We start from the raw sequence: 21,731 nt of genomic DNA, 5'->3' as shown, positions 1-21,731 counted from the left end.
CCTCATGGGGTACCGCCTCGGCGTTGTATAGCTGTTGATCACTGGGACGCAGCCCGGTGAGCAGACCCGATCGCTCGGGCCCACTCAGCCGATCCGGTGGATCAGGCCTTGCCGATGACCTCGAACTTGGCGTTCGCGGTGATCGAGTCGTTGACGCGGACGACAGCGGTGTAGCTGCCGGGCGCCTTGACGTGACCGGTCAGGGCGACCTGACGACGATCGAAGTCGTGTCCGGTCGCGGCCTGCAGGGCTTCGGCGACGAGGGCCGGGGTGACGGCGCCGAACAGGCGACCGTTCTTGCCGGACTTCATCTCGATGCGAGCGGAGCTGGACTCCAGCTCGCCCTTGACCTTGACGGCCTCGTCGTGGTCGGCGATCTGCTTGGCCTGACGAGCCTTGCGGAGAGCATTGATGTGCTTCTCTGCGCCCTCAGACCAAGCGGATGCCCAGCCACGGGGCAGCAGCAGGTTGCGTGCGTATCCGGCACGAACCTCGACGACATCGCCGGCGGCACCGAGGCCGTCGACTTCCTGGTTCAGAATCACTTTGCGGTTAGGCATGTTTCTCTCCCTTCGATCAGCGAGCTGAGCTCGAGTAGGGCAGAAGTGCCATCTCGCGGGCGTTCTTCACAGCCTTTGCGATGACGCGCTGTTCCTGCACGGTCACGCCGGTGACGCGACGAGCACGGATCTTGCCGCGGTCGGAAATGAACTTACGGAGCGTAGCGGTGTCCTTGTAGTGGATCGTCGCCGCTTCGCCCTTCTTGAGCGGATTAGCCTTCTTCTTGATAGGCTTCCGGATCTCTGGCTTTGCCATGAGTATCTCCTGTTTACGAAATGTCTAAGAACGTGGTCAGAACGGGGGTTCATCGGCGCCCGGGTTGCCCCAGCCGCCGTTGTCGTTCTGTGGACTCGATGATGCCCACGGGTCGTTCGCCGGTCCGTTGTTGCCCTGGCTGTAACCACCCTGGCGGCCGCCGCCCTGCTGCTGGCCGCCCTGAGGGCCGCCCTGCTGCGGGTTGCTGCCCCAGCCGGGGGACTGCTGCTGGAAGCCGCCCTGCTGGGAGCCACCACCCTGTCCTCCGCCGAAGTTGCCGCCATAGGAGTTGCCGCCTCCGCCACTCTGGTTCTTCGTCACCTGGGCGGTTGCGCGTCGCAGGCTGGGGCCGACTTCGTCGACGTCCAGTTCCATGACGGTGCGCTTTTCGCCTTCCTTGGTTTCGAAGGACCGTGACTTCAGCCGGCCCTGCACGATGACCCGGGTACCCCGCTGCAGGGATTCGGCGACGTTCTCTCCCATTTCACGCCAGACCGAGCAGCGCAGGAACAGGGTTTCCCCGTCCTTGAACTCGTTGGCCTGACGGTCGAAGATACGCGGCGTCGAGGCCACGGTGAAGTTTGCGACAGCAGCACCGTTGGGTGTGAAGCGCAGTTCGGGATCGCTTGTCAGGTTCCCGACGACCGTGATGACTGTTTCGCCTGCCATTGAATGCTCCTTGAAGCGAGGTAGCGTGACGCCTTACTTGGCGTCGGGGCGGAGGATCTTGGTGCGCAGGACGGACTCGTTGAGTCCGAGCTGGCGATCGAGTTCCTTGGTCGTTGCAGGCTCGGCGTGGAAATCAACCACGACGTAGTAGCCCTCGGACTTCTTCTGGATGTCGTAGGCGAAGCGCCGACGTCCCCAGATGTCCACGTTGTCGACGGTTCCGTTCTCAGCCGGGACAACCTTGATCAGCTTGTCCACGGTCTCAGCCAACGTCCGCTCTTCGAGTTCGTTGTCAAGAATGAGCATGAGCTCGTAATGACGCATGTGTCACCCACCTCCTCTGGTCTTTGCGGCCATGGTCGTTCCATGGCAGGAGGGTATATGCATGTCCGCTCCGTCCCCCGCGGTAGGCGCGAAATGGGAACAGACCTGCCTAGTCTAGTCGAATTCGGTCCGGCCTGTCATGTCCGATTCCCGTGCCCTTGCCCACCTCGGACGGCGTCGGCATCGTGGGCGCCGGTCTCGTCCGGGTCGCCGGCCACGGTCGCCGCAGATCCCCGCCGAGGCGGTTCGTCCGGGGACAGCCGATCACCGGGGAATGCGACGTCGGGGTGGGTTTCGCCGTCCCTGCGCCGAGGTGGTCCCACCGGGCGCAGGCAACCGCGGATCCGCCGTCGGTAGAGGTTCTCACCGGCGAAGATGACGACGAGGACCAGGGCGAGGAGGCGGAGCAGGGTGAAGAGGGCGACGAACGCCGGTTCGAGTCCCTTGTCGGTGTCGAAGCCGATGATGTCTCCGAGCTGGATTCCGATCGCGAAGACGGTCTCCGCGCACGCCCAGACGATGAGCACCCACCAGCGGTGGACGGCGAGGACGAGAAAGGGCAGGAGCCACAGACTGTCCCAGGGCATCAGGCCCGGGGCCAGAAGCAGGCAGCCGCCGATGAGCAGGCAGGCCGAGACTGCTGGGTCCAGCCCGGACCTGCGGACCATGAACAGTGAGATCGCGACCGCGGCCACCACACCGAGGCTGCCGATGATCCACACCGGTGCCCACACCTCGGCGTCGCCGAGCTGTGCCATGAGCAGGATCGCGGCGAAGGAGCCCCCGTCGACGGCGTCGGAGAGCCAGTGGATGACCCGGTCGATGGCGTCGCCGTTGAGGACGAGCAGGATCGCCGAGGTGATCGTTGCCGCCGCGAGCATCATCCGCGGGCTGCGCGGTGCGAGACGGCCAGCCGGGTGCGGACCCGACAGGGTCAGGGCGAGGAGGACGAGGAGTGCCAGCGGGTTGATGAAGGCCGCTACGGCGAGGAGCAGACCCGACAGCCAGGGACGAGGTCGCAGGGGCGGGGAGCCTGCGAAGAGCGCCATCGCCCACACTGCCAGCGCCAGAGCGACCGGGTCGAGGGTGGAGCCGAGGGTGAAGAGGATGAGCGGGGAGGCGAAGATCCCCACCAGCCAGGCGCGGCTCCGAGCGAGCACGAGGAGACCGGCGCCGAGCGCGGCGATGCCGAGGACGTTGAGCAGAAGGACGGCGACCATGAACACCGACACGTCGTCGGTCATCAGCCGCATGAGGTCGGCCAGTCGTGCCTCGAGGACCGAGAGACCGGCCATGCCGCCATGGGAGCGGCCGTCGACCTCGGGGTTGACGTGGCCGAGGAACGCTGTGGACAGCGGTCCCGCGCACATCCTCGCCGAGGCGGCCGGCTGTTCGTATCCCGAGCTCAGGCACGGACCCTGCAGGGCGAGGGCGAGGAAGGTCGTCAGGCCGAGCAGGCCGGCGAGGACATAGGCCTGTCCGCGGCGGAATCCGGCTCCGGCAGCAGCGAGGTGAATGCCGTCCGGACCGCCGAGCAGTGGCTCGGCGATCCGGGTGCTGGGCTTCGAAGGCATGACTCGATGCTAGCGGTCAGCGGGCGTCAGTCATCGCCTCCGAGCTCACCTTCTTTATTGTCGTTCGAACCGTTTGATGATCCACCGCCAGAACTATCGTTGGAATTGCCTTCGCTATCTTTCGGCTTCTTCGGTGGATCAGCGGGAACCGAAGGCGCAGGCTTCTCCTTGCCATCATCAGAACCCTTGTCCGAGTCCTTCGAGGAGCCGTTGTCCTCACGGCCGTCCTCATCCTTGGAGTCCTTGCCGTCGTCCTTGGAGTCGGAGTCCTTCTTCTTGTCCTCGTCGTCCTTGGGCTCCTCGACCGGCGCCTTGGTCTTCCCGGATCCGCTTCCACCGTCGCTGCCGCTGTTGCTTCCGCTGGGCGCGCGTGTCTTCGGCGGAGCCGCCGGAGCGTTCGTGTTCTCCGGCTTCGGCTTGTCAGGCAGGGTTCCGCGCTCGGGGAACTGTTCGACCTTCTCGCCCTCGAGCGCACCCTTCATATAGGTGGTCCAGACCTGGATCGGGAAGGAACCGCCCGTGACCTCGCTGCGACCGCCGTAGGCGCCGATGGACACAGACTTCCCGTCGACCTCACGGTAGAGGACCACCGAGGTCGCGAGATTCGGAGTGTACCCGGTGAACCAGGCTGCCTTGTTGCTGCTTGTCGTACCGGTCTTACCGGCTGCGGGACGACCGAGGTTCGCGGCGTAGCTGCCCGAGCCCCCGTTGACGACCTGCTGCAGAGCGTAGGACGTCTCCGCGGCCACGGCCTTATCGAAGACGCGCTTGCCCTTGGTCTCAGCCTTGTACACTTCCTTGTCCTCGGCGCCCTGCGTCACGTTCTTGATCGCATGAGTCTCGTGGTGAACGCCGTTGGAGGCGAAGGTTGCATAAGCGTTGGCCATGTCGATGGGCTTGACGCTCGGCGTTCCGAGCACGTTCGCCGCGTTCGGGGTGAGTTCGATCGTGCACTGGCCGGTGTCGCCCGAGGACATCTGCTCATCGGTGCAGTTGCCGCTCAGTCCGGCTCGCTGTGCGACATCGACGGTCTTGTCGGGTCCGACCTGCAAGTTGAGTGCGGCATAGGCCGTATTGATCGAGTTCTGCGTGGCCTTGAGCAGGCTTACGGGTCCATAGCTTGAGTTACCGAAGTTCTGCACCGGCCACGGCGTTCCGTCGTTGTTCAATGTCGTAGGATTGCCCGGGTAGGTATCGGTCAGTCGCACGCCGTTCTCCAGCCCGGCCACGAGGGCGAAGGGCTTGAATGTCGAGCCTGCCTGAACATGGCTCTGGGTCGAGGCGTTGAAGGCCTGATCGAGGTAGTTCTTGCCACCGTAGAAGGCTTCGATGCCGCCGTTGTCCGGGTCGATCGAGACGAGACCGGCCTGCATCCCCTTCGGCTGATTCGACGGCAGGGTCTGGATGGCCTTCTCGGCCTCCTTCATCCGATCCTTGTCGAAGGTCGTCACGATGTTATAGCCACCGCGATCGAGCTGAGCTTCGTCAATGTCGAGCTTCGCCATGGCCTCACGGCGCACGAAGTCCCACATGTAGCCCTTCTGACCGGAGAGCGAAGACTCCTTGTTCGCCTTCTTCACGTCGGGCATCTCGACCTTCGCGGCCTGCTCCTCGGTGATGAAGCCCTCGTCGACCATGGACTGGACGACATAGTCGAAGCGACCCTGGTAGGCCTCGGGGTTCTCAGAGGGATCGGCGACACCGGGTCGCTGGATCATCGCGGCCAGCAGTGCCGACTCGCTGACGTTGAGATCCTTGGCGGGCTTGTCAAAGTAGTTCTGAGCCGCGACCTCGATGCCGTAGGAACGACGACCCAGGTAGATCGTGTTGAGATAGTTCGCGAGGATCTCGTCCTTGCTCTGCTGCTGATCGATCTTCAGCGAGATGAACATCTCCTTGATCTTGCGATCGAAGGAGTGCTCATTCGTCAGGTAGAAGTTCTTCACGTACTGCTGGGTGATCGTCGAACCGCCACCGGCGTACTTGTTCGTCGCCACGCCGACGACGGCACGGGAGAGGCCCTTCATCGAAATGCCGCGGTTCTCGTAGAACGAGGTGTCCTCGGCTGCGATGGCAGCCTTCTGCATCGGCTCCGAGATCTCGTCGATCTGGACGGACTTGCGGTCCTCGACCTTGTACTGGCCGATGGGCGTCTTGCCGTCGTTGTAGTAGATGGTCGATGTCTGACCGGTCGCCTCGAGGTTGGGCTCAGGGACATCCGTGGTCGCATAGCCGATGGAGAACAGCACGCACAGTGCGATGATGAGGCTGAGTCCGCCGACGACGAGCACGCGGATGCTGGGCAGAAAACGAGTCCATCCGCTCACACCCGCACGCGGGTAGTTGAGAAGATTCTTTGTTTTCTTGCCTTTGGTTCTGGCTTGATTTTGTCCCTTAGCCACCCAAGGTCCTCCAGGTCAGTCAGCCTGCCGCATTGCGTGGCGACGAGGTTCGATAAGGTCAGAGATGCATTTCAGTGTCGCACGCGATCTTTAGTAGATCGTGAAAAACCGCTGAATCGACACCTGCGGCACCCCCTGTAGTTACTCGGCGGTATGGCCGGTAACATCCCGCAACCCTGCTCACCAGGAATTTTAGCCCCTCGGCGAGGAATCAACTACCCCGAGTGCGGCATTGCTCACATTCAATGACTTGCCCTTCCCTTACCTCCCGCGAAAACCCCGGTCAGTCGTTGCCGCAGACGGTCAGTCGACGCCCAGAAACCGGTACCCACCCGGACAGCAATGCGGAGCTCGAAAAAGTCGTCGCTGGTGACGACTTTTTCGAGCTCCGCGTTGATTGAGCCGAATCGACCGGCGGTGGGGCCCGCGAGCGCCGGGCTCGACAGCCTCCCGGGTTCAGCCCTTGAGGTCGAAATCGGTGTCGGCGTATTCCTTGCCTTCGACGGCCGGTTCTCCGCTGGACGGGTGGAGCTGGTCCTCACGGGCTCGGAGCTCGACGCGGCGGATCTTGCCGGAGATGGTCTTCGGCAGGTCCGAGAACTCGAGGCGGCGGATCCGCTTGTACGGTGCCAGATGCTCGCGGCAGTAGGCGAGGATCTCGCGCGCCGTGTCCGCATTCGCCTCGTACCGTTCGGAGACGACCACATAGGCCTTCGGCACCGCGAGGCGCACCGGGTCCGGCGAGGGGACGACTGCCGCCTCGGCGACCGCGTCGTGTTCGATGAGCACGCTCTCGAGCTCGAACGGGGAGAGCCGGTAGTCGCTGGCCTTGAACACGTCATCGGCGCGTCCGACGTAGGTGATGAAGCCGTTCTCATCGCGTTCGGCCACGTCACCGGTGTGGTAGACGCCCCCTTCGAAGGCCTCGGCGGTCTTCTCGTCGTTGCTCCAGTAGCCGCTCGTCAGTCCCAGGGGCCTGGGATCGAGGCGGAGGCAGATCTCTCCCTCATTGCCCTCTTCCCCGGTGGCCGGGTCGATAAGGACGACGTCGTATCCGGGCAGGACCTTGCCCATCGAGCCGTATTTGAGCTCCTGATCGGGGGAATTGCCGACCTGCAGGGTCGTCTCGGTCTGCCCATACCCGTCGCGGATGAGCACGCCCCAGTCGTTCTTCACCCGGTCGATGACCTCAGGGTTGAGGGGCTCACCGGCGCCGAGCGCAATCGCCGGCGGGTTCTTCAGGTGACCGAGATCCGCCTGGATGAGCATCCGCCACACGGTCGGCGGGGCGCAGAAGCTCGTCACGCCGACCCGGTCCATGGTCTCCATCAGCGCATTCGCGTCGAACCGCGTGTAGTTGTAGAGGAACACGCAGGACTCGGCGATCCACGGGGTGAAGATGTTCGACCACGCGTGCTTCGCCCAGCCCGGAGAGGCGACGTTGAGATGGATGTCTCCGGGCTGCAGGCCCATCCAGTACATCGTCGAGAGATGCCCGACGGGGTAGGAGACATGCGAATGGGCGACCATCTTCGCCTTCGACGTCGTGCCCGAGGTGAAGTAGAGGAGCAGGAGATCGTCGGCGCGGGACCTGCCCTGCGGATCGAAGTCGGTAGATTCCTCATCGGCTTCGGAGTAGGCGCAGTCCTGCTGTCTGGAAGCCTCACCACCGACGATGATGCGGACCACCTCGGCGTCGACATCATCGAACTTCGCGGCATCCGCAACGCCCGCGACGACGAATTCGGCCTGGCCGCGTTCCACACGGTCGCTCAGATCGATCGGCCCGAGCTGAGTCGTCGTCGGCAGCAGCACCGCACCGAGCTTGATGCCGGCGAGCATCGTCTCCCACAGTTCGACCTGGTTGCCGAGCATCACCATCACGTGATCACCGCGTTTGACTCCGGCTCGGCGCAGGAAGTTCGCGACCTGATTCGAACGGGCCGAGAGCTCGGCGTAGCTCCACTTGCCCTCGGAGCCGTCCTGCTCGACGATCCACAGAGCCGGACTGTCATTGTTCTCCGCCACCCGGTCGAACCAGTCGAGGCCGAAGTTGAAGTGTTCGAAGCGGGGCCATTCGAAACGCTCACGCGCGGCCTCATAGTCGCTGCGAAGCTCGATCAGCGTGTCCCTGGCCGCCCGGAAATCGTCGGTCACCGTCATTGTGATCTCCTCACGTTCTCGTCGACGGCACCGCATGTGACGCCGAGCACAGATTCATCTGAAACCGAAGCTATCAGCACCGCGTGAGCTTGCAACAGTCGGGGGTGAGAATTCAGACCTCGTTCGCCGCGGGAGTGTCTCAGTCCACAGTCCCCGCGAGATCGACTTAGTCCACAGTCCCCGCGGACCCGCCTTCTGCCGGCGCCCCTGACTCCGCGGGATCGTTCTCGGCCCACCAGGCCCGCAGCTCCGCCTCGGCGCGTTCCGGGCCCAGAGGTCCGTGCTCCATCCGCAGCTCGAGCAGGTGCTTGTACGCCTTGCCCACCAAGGGCGAGGGCGCGATGTCGAGGATCGCCATGATCTGCCGCCCGTCGAGGTCGGGGCGGATCGCCGCCAGCTCCTCCTGCTCGGCCAGGGCCTCGATCCGTGCCTCGAGATCGTCGTAGGCGAAGGCCAGCCGATCGGCCTTCTTCCTGTTCCGCGTGGTCACATCCGCGCGGGTGAGGATGTGCAGGCGGGAGAGCAGCGGCCCGGCGTCGGTGACGTAGCGGCGCACGGCCGAGTCGGTCCACCCGGCATCGCCGTAGCCGTAGAAGCGCAGGTGAAGCTCGACGAGGCGGCCGACCGCCTTCGTCGTGTCCTTGTCGAAGCGCAGCGCCTTCATCCGCTTCGCCGTCATCTTCGCCCCCACAGCATCGTGGTGATAGAAGGTCACGGCACCGCCCGGCTGGAACCTGCGGGTCGCCGGTTTGCCGATGTCATGCATGAGGGCGGCGAAGCGGACGGTGAAGTCGGGCACGCTCAGGTGCTGCGGGTCCTTCGGATCGAGTCCGGCCTCCCGCTGCCGCGCGGCATAGCGCTCCTCGAGTTCGACGGCCTGGCGCAGGACCGTCAGCGAATGCTGATAGACGTCCTTGTGCCGGTGGTGTTCGTCGGTCTCGAGCCGCAGTCCCGCAACTTCGGGGAGGACATGGTCGGCGACATCAGTGCGCACCAGCAGGTCGATGCCCGCGGCCGGGTCGATTCCGGTCATCAGCTTGACGAGTTCGACCTGCACACGCTCGGCGGAGATGATCGAGATCCGCTCGGCCATGTTCCGCATCGCCTCCTCCACCTCGGCGGCGGGGGCGAGTCCGAGCTGGGCGGTGAAGCGGGCGGCCCGCATCATCCGCAGGGGATCGTCGGAGAAGGAGTCGGCGGCGGCCCCGGGCGTCCGGATCACTCCGGCGATGAGGTCGTCGAATCCGTGATGCGGGTCGACGAAGGTCTTCGAGGGCAGGCGGATCGCCATCGCCCCGATCGTGAAGTCGCGGCGCACGAGGTCCGCGTCGAGATCGCTGCCGAAGCGCACCTCGGGCTTCCGAGAGTCGGATTCGTAGGCCTCGGCGCGGTAGGTCGTGATCTCGATCTGCACGCCGGATTTCATCGCCCCGATCGTGCCGAATTCGCGGCCGATGTCCCAGTGCGTATCGACCCAGCCGGAGATCAGGCTCAGGATGTCATCGGGACGGGCATCCGTGGTGAAGTCGAGGTCGGGCATCGGGCGGCCGAGCAGCGCATCACGGACGGAGCCGCCGACGAGCGCGAGCTCGAACCCGGCCTCGGAGAAGCGCTGCCCGAGCGGGCCGAGGATGTGCTCGAGCTCATCGAGCTTGTCATGCAGTCGGGCGTGCGCGGTCTGCGGATCCACCGAGCTCCTTCTTCTCGCGTTCTTCTCACAATTCTTCGACCCCGAAACTGAGGCCAGGGACCGGGGTGTGACCAGCCTACCGGGAGGCCGTGACACGAAACTTCCAAGAATCGCCTACTAAGGTAGGAGAATGACCATACCGATGCCCAAACCGGGACCCAGAGCGTCCCGTCGCACCACGGTGGAGGAGATCTCCGCCGGGGGCATCGTCGTCGACTTCTCACGCCCGGAGCTGAGCGTGGCCGTCATCGCCCGAATCAACCGGGCGGGCCGGATCGAATGGTGTCTTCCCAAGGGTCATCTCGAGGGAACGGAGACCCCCGCCGAGGCGGCCCGCCGTGAGGTGGAGGAGGAGACCGGGATCCTCGGCCAGATCATCTGCCCGCTGGGCACAGTCGACTACTGGTTCACCGTGACCGGGATCCGGATCCACAAACTCGTCCACCATTTCCTGCTGCGTGCCCGCTCGGGGACTCTGACCGTGGATAATGATCCTGACCAGGAAGCGATCGATGCCGCATGGGTTCCCTTCAATGACCTGCGTTCGAGGCTCTCGTTCGCCAATGAACGTCGAATCGTCGCCGCCGCCCGTCCGATGGTGTCCCGATTGGAGCAGTGAAACCCATTAGCCGTATGCGTTTCCTGACCGCCCTGCTGAGCTCGATCCTGTTGCTGGCAGGGTCGGTTTTCGCATTTCCGCTCCTCGGCGCGACTCCGGCAGCAGCGAGCGCCGCCGCACAGGCCGACACCGACGGCACGAACTCGGGCACAGGCACGGCGGATTCGACGGGCGGTGCCGACGATGCCGCTGACTCCGGCGATTCCTCGGGAGTCTCCATCACCCTCGACGAGGTGACTCCGTGGGTCGACGAGGACGGCACTCTCAAGGTTCGGGGGCTGATCGTCAACTCCACGGATCAGGCGATCGCCGATCCCAACCTCGGTCTGGCCATGTCCACCCGCAATCTCGATGCTGAGTACCGGATCGAAGCGTGGAAGACCGATCAGTCCCAGCATCGGATGATCGCCGATCTCGGCGAGAACGGCCCCGAGGCCCGGAAGGAGGCAGCGAAGGCGGCGAAGGACTCCGACGATGACGACAAGGACCCGGTCACCTCGGTGGATGCGACCTTCGATGACTCCATCGCCCCCGGCGCCTCCTATGAGTTCACGATCTCCGTGCCCGCCGATCAGCTCGGCCTGCCGAAATCCTCGCCGGTCTCGTCCTGGGGTCCGCGCGGACTGGCCGTGCAGCTCGCCGACGCCAGTGGCCTGCTCGCTACGGGGGTCGGCTTCTCCACCTGGTACCCGAGCCCGAAGTTCGACAAGACCAAGGTCAGCATGCTTGCGCCGGTGACCCTGCCCGGCCACACCGCCGACGGGATCATCGCCCCCGACGATCTCGACGAGGCCATCGGGGAGGGCGGCTCGCTGAGCACGATCAAGGATCTCCTCGACCACGATGAGCTGGGTCTCGCGCTCGATCCGCGGGTCATCGCCTCCTTCGAAGCCGCCGTGGCTGAACCGCCGCCCGAAGACGAGGCGGAGCAGCCGCCCAGCGAACAGCCCTCCCCGGAGGGAACGGATGAGGCCGTGACCCCACCGCCGGGACCGGAAGCGAACGCCGACGGCAGCGATGAGGGTGAAGAGAGCGCCGAGGAGAAGAAGGCCAGGGAAGACCAGCGCAAACGCCTCGACGACTGGTATCGGGACTTCCTCGAAGAGGCGCGCAAACACACAGTCATCGCTCTGCCCTACGGCGATCCCGACCTCGTCGGACTCAACGAGGGAGGGCTGGACAAGCTCGACGACTTCGCTCAGGACCAGCGAGAGATCGTCAAGGACGTCCTGCCGGAGGCCAAGACGGACATCGCCTGGCCGCTCGCCGGCACCTCCGACAGGAACTCCCTGCACGAGCTGCAGAAATCGGGCAACGCGGCGGCGATCATCGATGACCTCCAACAGCCCTCGATCACCGGAATCCGTGACGATGCGCATTCGCAGACACCGACCACCGGAGACGGCGAGACGACGATCGAGACCTTCGTCTCCGATTCTGCGCTGACGCAGCAGAGCGCCGAGGTGATCGATTCCAAGCATCCCGCTGCCGGGGTCTCGGAGCTCGTCGCGACCACGGCCGCGATCCAGTCCGAAGCCCCCTACCGGACGCGCCACCTGCTGCTTCCGCTGCCGCGGACGGCCGCCTCGGCGAACTGGGCCGAGACGATCGACGCTCTCTCCTCCACACCGTGGGTCGACCCGACCGGGGTCGACGAGCTGCTCGGCACCGATGCCGAACCCCGCGGCCTCCTGCAGACCGCCGACGATGCCGAGGGCATCGGTGCCGGTGCCCTGCAGTCGCTGGCCCGGACCCGCGCCACGCAGGCCCGCTTCAACAGCGTCTTCACCGACCCGGAGGGTGCCGATACGCGGATGGATCGCGAGCTGCTCAGCTGCACCTCGGTGGCCTGGACCTTGGGCGGCAGCGCCGACCGCTGTGCCTCCGAGGCCCAGACCGGAAGTCAGCAGGCGATGGACAGCCTCTACCTCGAGAAGGGGTCCTCGGTCCTCCTCGTCACCGGCGAGAAGACGACGATCCCGGTCACGATCGTCAACGACTCCACCGCCGAGGCGAAGATGCAGATCCGGATGAAACCGCAGACCCCGCAGCTGCGCGCCCAGACCACCGAGACCGTTGCGGTCCCACCTGCGGAGACGATGCGTGTGGACGTGCCCGTGGAGGGCCTGGCGAATGCCGATGTGCCGACGCGGATCGAAATGGTCACCGGCGACGGGACCGTCCTGCCGAAGGACGAATCGCTGCTGGTCAGGGTTCGCGCCGACTGGGAGAACATCGGCACCGCCGTGGTCGGACTGGCATTGGCCGCAGTATTCGTGATCGGCTTGGTCAAGACGATCAGGCGCGGTCGCCCGAAGATCCCCGAAGAGCAGCTCGCCGATGCGATGGCACGCGCGAAGAACGACGAACCGGAAAAGAGGTAGAGCTTGTCCAGCTTCTCATCCCTGGCCAGATCCTCGGCGATCATGACCGCCGGGACTCTGACCTCGAGGATCCTCGGCCTGGTCAAGGCCTCGATGCTGGCGACGGCGATCGGCGTCACCGCCGTCCAGGCCGACGCCTTCGACGTCGCGAACAAGGTGCCCAACACCCTGTACATGCTGCTGGCCGGCGGTGTGGTCAACGCCGTGCTCGTCCCGCAGCTCGTGCGCGCCTCGAAGCGCAAGGACGGGGGCGAGGACTATACGAACCGGCTGCTCACCCTGTCCTTCCTCATCCTGGCCGGGGTGAGCGTCATCGCCACTCTCGCCGCCCCGCTGCTCGTCTGGCTCTACTCCTCGGGCTGGAGTCCCGAGCAGATGGCTCTGGCCACGGCCTTCGCCTACTGGTGTCTGCCGCAGCTGTTCTTCTACGGCCTCTACACGCTGCTCGGTCAGGTGCTCAATGCGAAGTCCTCGTTCGGTCCTTACATGTGGGCACCCGTGCTCAACAACGTCGTGGCGATCATCGGCCTCGCCGCCTTCATCCTCGTCTTCGGCGTCAACGAGGCGTCCCCGCACACCTTGGCGACGTGGTCTCCGGACAAGATCGCGCTCATCGCCGGCACTGCCACACTCGGTGTGGCCGCCCAGGCACTCATCCTGATCTGGCCGCTCAAGCGCATCGGCTTCAAGTACAAGCCGACCTTCGGCTTCCGTGGGGTCGGGCTGGGTACGGCCGGCAAGGTCGCGTTCTGGACCTTCGCGGCCATGCTCATCGGTCAGCTCGGCTTCCTCGTCATCTCGCGTGTCGCCTCGGGGGCTTCGATTCCCGGCGACGGCAATGCCTCGAATGCGGCCTACACCAACGCCTACCTTGTGTTCATGCTTCCGCATTCGCTCATCGCGGTCTCACTGGCCACGGCGCTGTTCACCTCGCTGAGCAGGGATGCAGCGAATCAGGACACCGAGGCGGTCGTGCAGGACTTCTCGATGGGGGTGCGGATGGTCGGCTTGGTCAATGCCTTCGCCACCGCCGCGCTCATCGTTCTCGCCTCTCCGGTGGCCATGGTCATCGCCGGAGCAGGGCGCGAGCAGGCCATGGCGATCGGACTCGTCATCGTCACCATGGTCTTCGGGCTCGTGCCATTCAGCGCAAACTATCTGGCCCAGCGGGTGTTCTACGCCTATGAGGACGCGAAGACCCCGTTCCTCATCCAGCTGCCGCAGATCGTCTTCCAGTCCCTCGCGGTGCTCTCTGCCTCGATCTTCCCGAAGTCGGTGACGGTGGCGATCATCGGCCTGGTGATGAGCCTCGGGTATCTGTTCGCGATGATCCTCTCGTTCTCGATCCTGTCGAAACGCCTCGGCTCGATCGACCTGCGGACGATCCTGACCTCTCATCTCAAGTTCCTCATCGCCGCGATCGTCGCAGCGGGAGCCGGCTTCGGGCTGCTCTACTTCTTCCCCGACTTCTCGCTCGCCGGGCGCTGGCAGGCGTTCCTGAGCTCCGCACTCGTCGGTATCGTGATGCTCCTATTCTTCATCGGGGCTTGTTATTTGCTCAAAGTCAGAGAGTTGCATTCGATTATTGGCGTCGTTGCTGGAAAACTAAGGAAAGCAGCCTGAGCCCTGAATCCCCGCGGAGGTGGTCACCCTGATCGATATCGAACCCGGCATGGTCGTCGCCGGTCGTTACGTCGTATCAACGGTCGATCGCCGATGGCTCCTCGATAATCCCGACGTCGGTGCCGTCTGCACGGGCCTCGATGCGATCCTCGACGAGCCCGTGCTCATCCACGTCGCCGATGCCGATGGATCCACCGATGTCCTCGAGGCCGCCCGCCGCGTATCGATCCTCGGCGATCAGCGCATCGCACCGACACTCGACGTCGGCCATTCGAACGGACTCGACTACATCGTGTCCAAGCGCATCGCTGCGACCCCCTTGGGCCAGATCCTTCCCAAGTCCCCGCTGCCCGTCGATGCCGCCTGCGCGCTCATCGGCGAGATCGGGTCGGTGCTCGTCACCGCCGCCCGGCGAGGCCTGTTCCACATGTTCCTCCATCCCGGAGTCATCGGCCTGACCTCGAAGGGCGGGGTGCTCGTCTCCGGCATCGGGATCGACGCCGCTCTCGGCCTGGGCACCGAGGTGATCGGCCCCGAGGACCACACACCGACGAAGGCCTCACGCCAGGATGCCCTCGACCTGATCCGGCTCTTCTATGCGGCTCTGACGGGCTACTGGCCCGCCGATGAGCCGCTCGATGGGATTCCGGCCGCCGAGCGGGAGAACTCACGCATCGCCCGAGCGAAGTCGCTCAATCCCGAGATCTCCGATGAACTCGATGACTTCGTCAGCGGAATCATCACCGGCTCCGATCCCGGCCCCGGTTCCGTTGCCGAGATCCTCGGCTACATCGACGAGTGGGATGCCGGCCTGCTGCGGTACGTCAATCGAGCTCCGGTGGCGGAGAACGACACTCTGTTCGAGCAGTCGCCGCGCAGCTTCGATGAGGCCACCAGCCTGCCCGCCCCACGGTCGAAGACGATCGGCGGCAGCACCGCCAGTGAGGACCAGGTCCAGGCTGCGCTGGTGCGGATCGGCATCACCCGCCCCGGCACCCGCGGCCTGGCCGCCGGGGTCTCGGGCAACACCACCGGACGCTATGCGGATCGCATGCAGATGCGTGAGGCCTCGAGCTTCCCCATCGCCAAGGAGCAGCTCGACAACGCCGCCCAGGATTGGGATGAGTGGGAGCCCGAACAGACCTACTCCCAGTATTCGACCTATGCCGAGCGCGAATACGACGAGAATGTCACGACTCCGATCATGAATCGCGACGATGTGGAGTCCGACCCGACCACGCAGGCCATCGACATCGTCGCCGAGGATGACGAGGACGACAACGACACCCGAGTCATCATGGATGACGAAGATGACGGCTCCTGGTTCCTCGGCGGAATGTTCGAAACCAATGAACAGCAGCGCGAGCATCAACTGCGGGAGTACGAACGCGAGCGTCGCATCGCACGGGCGAAGGAAGAGGAGGCTCGCCGCCGTCTCGCCGCCCTCGAGGAGAGCTCGGCCGCCAGACAGGAAGAGGCGAACGCCGCCGCTCCGCCCAAACAGATGCGCCGACTCTCACCCGACTCCGTCGCGGACGAACCCGCAGACTCGAATGCCGACACCGGTTCGAGTGCCGACACCGGTCAGACAACGAACTCCCACCAGCCGAAGAATCGCACAGCGGCAGGCGTGCCGCGTCAGCAGCAGAGCGAACGCCCACGCGCTGAGAGGGACTCAACCTCGAACCGGGTTGCCGGAGATCAGCGCTCCGCAAGCGACGGCAGGGGCGCTGCAGCCGCTGGTGCGGGCGTTGCGGCAGGTGTCGCCGGAACCGCAGGAGCCGGAGTCGCAGCGGGCGCCTCGAGCTCGGGAGCCAACGGCAGTGCCGGTTCCGGAGCAGCTGCCGCCACAGCGTCCGCCCCGAGCACCGCATCCGCTGCAGGAAGCGGATCAGGCGGGTCTTCAAGCGGCGACTCGGATCGCGACCCCGCAGCTACGCGAAAGCCGTTCCTCTGGCTGGTGCTCGGACTCGTCGTGCTCGCAGCCATCGTCATCGGCATCGTCGCCATCAACCTGAAATCTGACGGCGGCGACTCGGGTCCGGTCGCCGAGACCTCAGAGCCGACCGAATCCGGCGACGACGCAGGCCAGGAAAAGGAAGAGCCGAAGGCGACCCCTCCGAAAATCGCGTCCGTCGAGGCACTCGACCCCGAAGGGGACGACGAGGAACACGATGACGAAGCAGAACTCGTCATTCCGGACACCAAGGGCGGATGGAACACCGACCGGTACAACTCGGCGGAGTTCGGCAATCTCAAGTCCGGAGTCGGACTCCTCTTCGAACTCGAGGACGAGACGACCGTGAAGGAGGTCAAGGTCAGTTCGGAGAGCTCGGGCGGAAAGTTCGAAATCCTCTCAGGCGATGACCCGCAGGAGGCGAAGAAGGTCGGAGAAGGGTCGTTCGACTCCGACGGCGGCGCGACCGTGAAGCTCGATGACGACGTCGAGACCGACAAGCTCATCCTCTGGATCACGGAACTGCCCAGTGCCTCCGGCGGATACAAGGCGACCATCAACACCGTCGAATTCAAATAGGCGCGAGCTCAACGAGCGTCGATCGGCGTGAGGCAGCGCCGGCCTCTCGCCAACGGAGCGGGCATGCCGCTTGCTGTGCGCCCCATTTGACTGCGGAATAGTCGCCAGCACCGTACGGTTACACATACGATAGACATTCCGCGCCGTCCCCAGTGACGGACCGAGAACAGCGAGCAGAAACAGGGATCCTTTCACATGACTGATACTCAACTGGTGATCATCGGGTCGGGACCGGCCGGCTACACCGCTGCCGTCTATGCGGCCCGCGCGAACCTCTCACCTGTCGTCATCGCAGGCTCCGTCACCGCCGGCGGCGAGCTGATGAACACGACCGATGTCGAGAACTACCCGGGTTTCCCCGCAGGAGTCCAAGGCCCCGAACTGATGGAGAGCATGCGCGAGCAGGCCGAGAAGTTCGGCGCCGAGGTCGTCTATGACGATGTCTCGACCCTCAAGCTCAATCCCGGTGCTCACGAGATCGAGACCGCTCTCGGTGCCCGTTACACGGCCAAGGCAGTCATTCTGGCGACCGGCTCTGCCTACCGCGAGCTCAACCTCCCCAATGAGAAGAAGCTCTCCGGACACGGAGTCAGCTGGTGTGCGACCTGCGACGGCTTCTTCTTCCGCGATCAGCACATCGCGGTCGTCGGCGGCGGCGATTCTGCTCTCGAGGAGGCCACCTTCCTCACCCGCTTCGCCTCCAAGGTCACTCTGATCCACCGCCGCCAGGAGCTTCGTGCCTCCCAGGCCATGCAGGATCGGGCGAATGCCGATGAGAAGCTCGAGTTCCTTCTCGACAGCGAGGTCGCCGAGATCCACGGAGACGATGCCCTGACCGGACTCACCGTGCGCAGCACGGTCACCGGTGAGACCTCCGAACTGCCGGTCACTGGTCTGTTCGTCGCGATCGGATCAGATCCGCGCACGAGTCTGTTCGCTGATCAGCTGTCCCTGCGACCCGACGGGTATCTCAATGTCGAAGGACGTTCCTCGAAGACTGCCGTCGAGGGAGTGTTCGCTGCGGGAGACGTCATCGACTCGGTCTACCGTCAGGCCATCACCGCAGCCGGCTCGGGCTGCTCCGCCGCTCTCGACGCCGAGCACTACCTCGCCGACGTCGAGGCCGCCGCGAAGCAGTCCGCTGACAGCCTCGACGAGACTGTCGTGGCGGCACCGATCGGATCCTGACAAACATCACTCGTATCAGAATCTGAACCCAGTGCGAAGGGCCGCCCTGTGCGCTGGGAATGAAACCGGAACCACCGCTGTTCTCGCTTAAGACCATCGTTTGAAGAAAGGTAGCTCATGTCGACAGAAGTCACTGATGCCACGTTCGAAGAAACCGTTCTGAAGTCCGATAAGCCAGTGCTCGTCGACTTCTGGGCTCCCTGGTGCGGCCCCTGCCGCATGGTCAGCCCGATCGTCGACCAGATCGCCGAAGAGAACAGCGAAAAGCTGTCAGTCGTCAAGGTCAACACCGACGAGAACCTCGAAACCGCGAGCACTTACGGGATCACCTCGATCCCAGCTCTCTACGTCTTCAAGGACGGAGAGGTGGCGAAGACCATCATCGGAGCGCGTCCGAAACCGGCACTTGAGGAAGAGCTCTCCGAGTTCATCTGATCAACTTCCAAGGCGCCTGTTGTACTATCAACAGGCGCCTTCGGTGTATCAGCACCGAGGCGCACGTTCTTAGGCATGCAGTACAGAAGATTGGCAAACCATTGACCCACAACCCGCTGCCGCGCTTCACGCGCGGGGACACCTCTGAGATGTTACCCAACATCAAATCTCAGATGGCACGACTGGGGCTCAATGTCGGCCGATCCGATTCGCCCGAATTCGACCGCTCCTTCGAACTCGGTGTTCGCCAGTTCCAGCAGATTAGGGGCATCCTCTGCGACGGTGTGATGGGCCCTGAGACCTTTTCAGAGCTCGAACGAGCTCGGTATCAAATCGGCGACCGTGTCCTCCGCTATGACCCCGTCAGAGTGCTCACAGGCGACGACGTGCTCAAGCTCCAGAGGAAGCTCGCAGGACTCGGCTTCTATCCAGGACGCATCGACGCCGAATACGCTGCGCTCACCGAACAGGCAGTCAAAGAGCTGCAGATGAGCCTGGGAACCAAGGTCGATGGCGTCGCCGGCCCGCAGACCCTGCGCGGAATGCGCGCGATCGACCGCGATCAGGACACGGGAAACCTCTTCGCACTCGAAGAGAGTGCTCGAGTAGCCGCGTCCGGCACGTCCCTGGCGGGACGGACATTCATCGTCGAAGCCGCCACTACAGTTGTAGATTTCGAATCCCTGCCGATGACCGAAGAGCAGGCAGACCTGGAACGACAGATCACCAGCGATATAGCAACCCGCCTTGCCGGGCGCTTGGAAGCGGTCGGAGCTGGAGCACTGGTGCTGCAGGGAGACGCGGCCGACGTGAACAAAGCCGATCAACTGGGTGCTTCCGCCGTCATCACGGTCACTGCCGACGTGAATAAGTCAAAGGACGCAAACGGAGTAGCGACATTCTTCTTCGGCCACGAACGGCAACCGGAGATGAACTCGCCCACTGGTGAACGACTGGCAGAGCTCGTGCAGAGCGAAGTCGTTGCCCGCACCGGAATGTCGGACTGCCGAACTCATGCACGAACTTGGTCTTCATTGAAGCGACTCCGCACTCCAAAGATCCATGTCGTCACTGGCTATCTCACCAACGAGAAGGATCGCGACAACCTCGAAAATGGCGAGGTCAGAGACGTGATAGCGGATGGTATCGCTGCGGCACTTCAGCGCCTCTACGTAAAAGAGGACGCGGACCCGGAGACGGGCACGCTCAACCTCGCAGCCATCAAAGCCTACAACTGAGTCGCCTCCCGTTTCTCGCGACTCGTTTCACGTGAAACAACTCCTTCTGACCGGCTGACAGCGCCTGCCGAACAACACACCGCACGCCTCGGGACGGCAGACTCAGTGCTTGCCTGATTAGACACCTGGCGAGCCGCCCCACCATCGATTAGCAACCTTCTCCTCAAAGTCAGACGGCTACAGCGTCTAAGCCTGTTCTTCCCCGAATCATTACGCTTGCTCTTTCGCCTCTTCTTAACCCTGCGCCTATGGCTGTGCCAATGTCACCGGCGTCACCGCTGGGTGGGCTCCCGATCACTCAACGCGAACCCAGCCAGCCGCCCTCGCTATTCCTCTGCCACAGCGAATCCCGGTCGCCACAAGTGTCGCGGACACATAGAACAATCACCACGGATCGATCGAGAGCCAGACCCTACCCACTCCGCTGTTTCACGTGAAACAGCCATCAGTCCCAAACTACTCATGCCGCTAGAAGCAAGAAGCATGAACTAGCCCTCGTCACTGAGCCCTATACAAGCAATCGTCTAGCGACAGCAATCACTGATCGCCTGACCGAGGGCGGTAGCACCACCGACCATCATCGAGGTGCGGTTGATGCGTCGCCAAACTATCGTGGGCCCGTCGCAAGCGTCATTGGGGGACGGTAGAGCGCCCGCGGCTCGGGCGGTGCAGCACCAGGCCCCCTATGGCACTTGAGATCGCCATCGTTCAGCACCATCAACTAAAAGAATTCGACTTGCGTAATGAGATAAGCCACATCTCGCCTCCCGACAACCGCGTTAGAGCCACCCCGCACTAGAGGGTCCCGGCCCTGGATCCCTTCGCGTCGGAGCCCCCACGTCGAATCCTCTCTCCATCACAGTCTCTGTGGACGGGAAAATGCAGACGTCACAGACCTCCCGTATCTAAAGGAACAGCCTGGATCCCAGTCCAGGAAGAGTATCGGCTTAAGATCGCGGAGCCGAGGATCGTTTCACGTGAAACAAGATCGACATACAGCTACACATGCGCATCAAGCGCTAGAACATCCAACACACCGAAACTCGATGCGTTCCCCGTGTTTCACGTGAAACACGGGGAACGCGTCCCGCTTCGAACGTGCCCACCCCCGAACCCTATTCGCGGGATAGCTCGGACACCCTCTTCTTCCACGTGCGGTGCTCAACTGGGCGCAGCCAACTCACTCTACTCACTAACCCAAACTGCGCTCGAGACAGCCAGGACACCAAGCCGGTCTAGTTCAGACGCATAATACAGACGATTGAGAACACCTTTCGACCACACAGCATGGGGACCCAGCGCTGCTTCCGATCTTGCCGCGATTCGTGGGACAGCTAGAGGGCATAACCCATTTCCCCCAACTAATAGATACAACCAGATGAATCAGGTTATCCCGCGCGTGCAGATACCCCGCCTCATACAGACTGTTGCCGACAACGAAGTTAGCTACCCGAGGCCCGCCAGAGCCCGCAATGGGATCCATCTAACCCGACCAGACATTACAATCCACACAACTTGTACCGAAGCAGAACAATACAATTGTTCCCATGTCGAGCTTTCGAACCATGCTTCTTCAACTCTTAGGTCAATGTTTCACGTGAAACATGCGAAATGCCGTTACAAGTCGAGCCCGTATCGGGGAGTCACGATACTACGAGAGATTCAAGAACAGGAGTTCCGCCTGCGTCCAAAGGTTCTGAACCAGCGCAATCGTGGTAGTTATGTTTCACATGAAACGGTGCCGTACCGGTACTTGACCATTTACAGCCATCCGAGCAACGCAGACTACTCATATGCGTCTGCTTCCGGCCGATCGGAGGACGGCGTCCCCAACTGGCCATAGCGGAGGACCCAGCACGATAGCGCGGCCCAGTTCCCGGGGAGTCGATGGCGCCAGCAAACAAGGACATCACCAGCGTTCCCAACACCAAGACGTGTCAACATCGGGGTGGTCACTACCGCGGAAACCGTTTCTACCTCCGTTTCACGTGAAACAAGTGGAACGGCTCTGCGCAAACATCACCCTACCCAGACCGCCAGCCGCGAATTCGGGATCGAGCAGGGGAAACA

15 protein-coding genes are annotated in these 21,731 nt (G+C 63.5%); 7 read left to right on the top strand and 8 right to left on the bottom strand.

Annotated elements, in window-relative coordinates:
- Nucleotides 1-101: 101 nt before the first annotated feature.
- The 8 genes from rplI to ACH82I_RS11395 form a co-directional block, all read right to left on the bottom strand.
- Entirely contained in the window at nt 102-560 is a 459-nt protein-coding gene (gene rplI, locus ACH82I_RS11430; RefSeq protein ID WP_230745739.1) for a 50S ribosomal protein L9, read from the bottom strand.
- Between the two features lie 16 nt (nt 561-576).
- Nucleotides 577-816 carry a 30S ribosomal protein S18 gene (rpsR, locus tag ACH82I_RS11425; RefSeq protein ID WP_135537718.1) on the bottom strand — a complete coding sequence of 80 codons (240 nt, stop codon included), beginning with the start codon at nt 814-816 and terminating at the stop codon, nt 577-579.
- A 36-nt stretch (nt 817-852) separates the two neighbouring features.
- Nucleotides 853-1,485, bottom strand: a complete 633-nt coding sequence (locus ACH82I_RS11420; RefSeq protein ID WP_413332692.1) for a single-stranded DNA-binding protein — start codon at nt 1,483-1,485, stop codon at nt 853-855.
- Nucleotides 1,486-1,518: 33 nt separating this feature from the next.
- Nucleotides 1,519-1,809 (bottom strand): 30S ribosomal protein S6, encoded by a 291-nt coding sequence (gene rpsF / locus ACH82I_RS11415; RefSeq protein WP_230745735.1) that lies wholly within the window; start codon nt 1,807-1,809, stop codon nt 1,519-1,521.
- Between the two features lie 137 nt (nt 1,810-1,946).
- Complete coding sequence (locus tag ACH82I_RS11410) at nt 1,947-3,383, bottom strand: hypothetical protein (RefSeq protein ID WP_413332690.1); 1,437 nt, start codon at nt 3,381-3,383, stop codon at nt 1,947-1,949.
- Between the two features lie 26 nt (nt 3,384-3,409).
- A complete protein-coding gene (locus ACH82I_RS11405) occupies nt 3,410-5,710 on the bottom strand; it encodes a transglycosylase domain-containing protein (RefSeq protein ID WP_413332688.1) in 2,301 nt (766 codons plus the stop codon).
- Between the two features lie 531 nt (nt 5,711-6,241).
- Nucleotides 6,242-7,948 carry an AMP-binding protein gene (locus tag ACH82I_RS11400; protein WP_413332686.1) on the bottom strand — a complete coding sequence of 569 codons (1,707 nt, stop codon included), beginning with the start codon at nt 7,946-7,948 and terminating at the stop codon, nt 6,242-6,244.
- Between the two features lie 166 nt (nt 7,949-8,114).
- Nucleotides 8,115-9,638, bottom strand: coding sequence for a CCA tRNA nucleotidyltransferase (locus ACH82I_RS11395; protein WP_413332684.1), 1,524 nt, complete (start codon nt 9,636-9,638; stop codon nt 8,115-8,117).
- A gap of 130 nt (nt 9,639-9,768) precedes the next feature.
- Here ACH82I_RS11395 and ACH82I_RS11390 point away from each other — a divergent pair, with 130 nt between their 5' ends.
- The 7 genes from ACH82I_RS11390 to ACH82I_RS11360 all read left to right on the top strand — a co-directional run bounded on the left by ACH82I_RS11390 (nt 9,769) and on the right by ACH82I_RS11360 (nt 19,661).
- On the top strand, nt 9,769-10,257 hold the full coding sequence (locus ACH82I_RS11390) for an NUDIX domain-containing protein (RefSeq protein ID WP_413332682.1): 489 nt from the start codon (nt 9,769-9,771) through the stop codon (nt 10,255-10,257).
- 14 nt (nt 10,258-10,271) lie between these two features.
- Nucleotides 10,272-12,641, top strand: a complete 2,370-nt coding sequence (locus tag ACH82I_RS11385; protein WP_413332680.1) for a DUF6049 family protein — start codon at nt 10,272-10,274, stop codon at nt 12,639-12,641.
- A gap of 3 nt (nt 12,642-12,644) precedes the next feature.
- Complete coding sequence (murJ, locus tag ACH82I_RS11380) at nt 12,645-14,264, top strand: murein biosynthesis integral membrane protein MurJ (RefSeq protein WP_230745727.1); 1,620 nt, start codon at nt 12,645-12,647, stop codon at nt 14,262-14,264.
- 19 nt (nt 14,265-14,283) lie between these two features.
- The gene (locus tag ACH82I_RS11375) at nt 14,284-16,800 is read left to right on the top strand and encodes a virulence factor MviN (RefSeq protein WP_413332678.1); all 2,517 of its coding nucleotides are present in this window, start codon (nt 14,284-14,286) and stop codon (nt 16,798-16,800) included.
- Nucleotides 16,801-16,995: 195 nt separating this feature from the next.
- On the top strand, nt 16,996-17,988 hold the full coding sequence (trxB, locus tag ACH82I_RS11370; RefSeq protein WP_413332676.1) for a thioredoxin-disulfide reductase: 993 nt from the start codon (nt 16,996-16,998) through the stop codon (nt 17,986-17,988).
- A gap of 117 nt (nt 17,989-18,105) precedes the next feature.
- Nucleotides 18,106-18,423 (top strand): thioredoxin, encoded by a 318-nt coding sequence (gene trxA / locus ACH82I_RS11365; protein WP_230745724.1) that lies wholly within the window; start codon nt 18,106-18,108, stop codon nt 18,421-18,423.
- 149 nt (nt 18,424-18,572) lie between these two features.
- The gene (locus ACH82I_RS11360; protein WP_413332674.1) at nt 18,573-19,661 is read left to right on the top strand and encodes a peptidoglycan-binding protein; all 1,089 of its coding nucleotides are present in this window, start codon (nt 18,573-18,575) and stop codon (nt 19,659-19,661) included.
- Nucleotides 19,662-21,731 lie beyond the last annotated feature (2,070 nt).

It is taken from the genome of Brevibacterium sp. GP-SGM9 (genome assembly GCF_047300845.1).
GTDB lineage: Bacteria > Actinomycetota > Actinomycetes > Actinomycetales > Brevibacteriaceae > Brevibacterium.
This window is presented reverse-complemented; position numbering and strand designations above follow the sequence as displayed.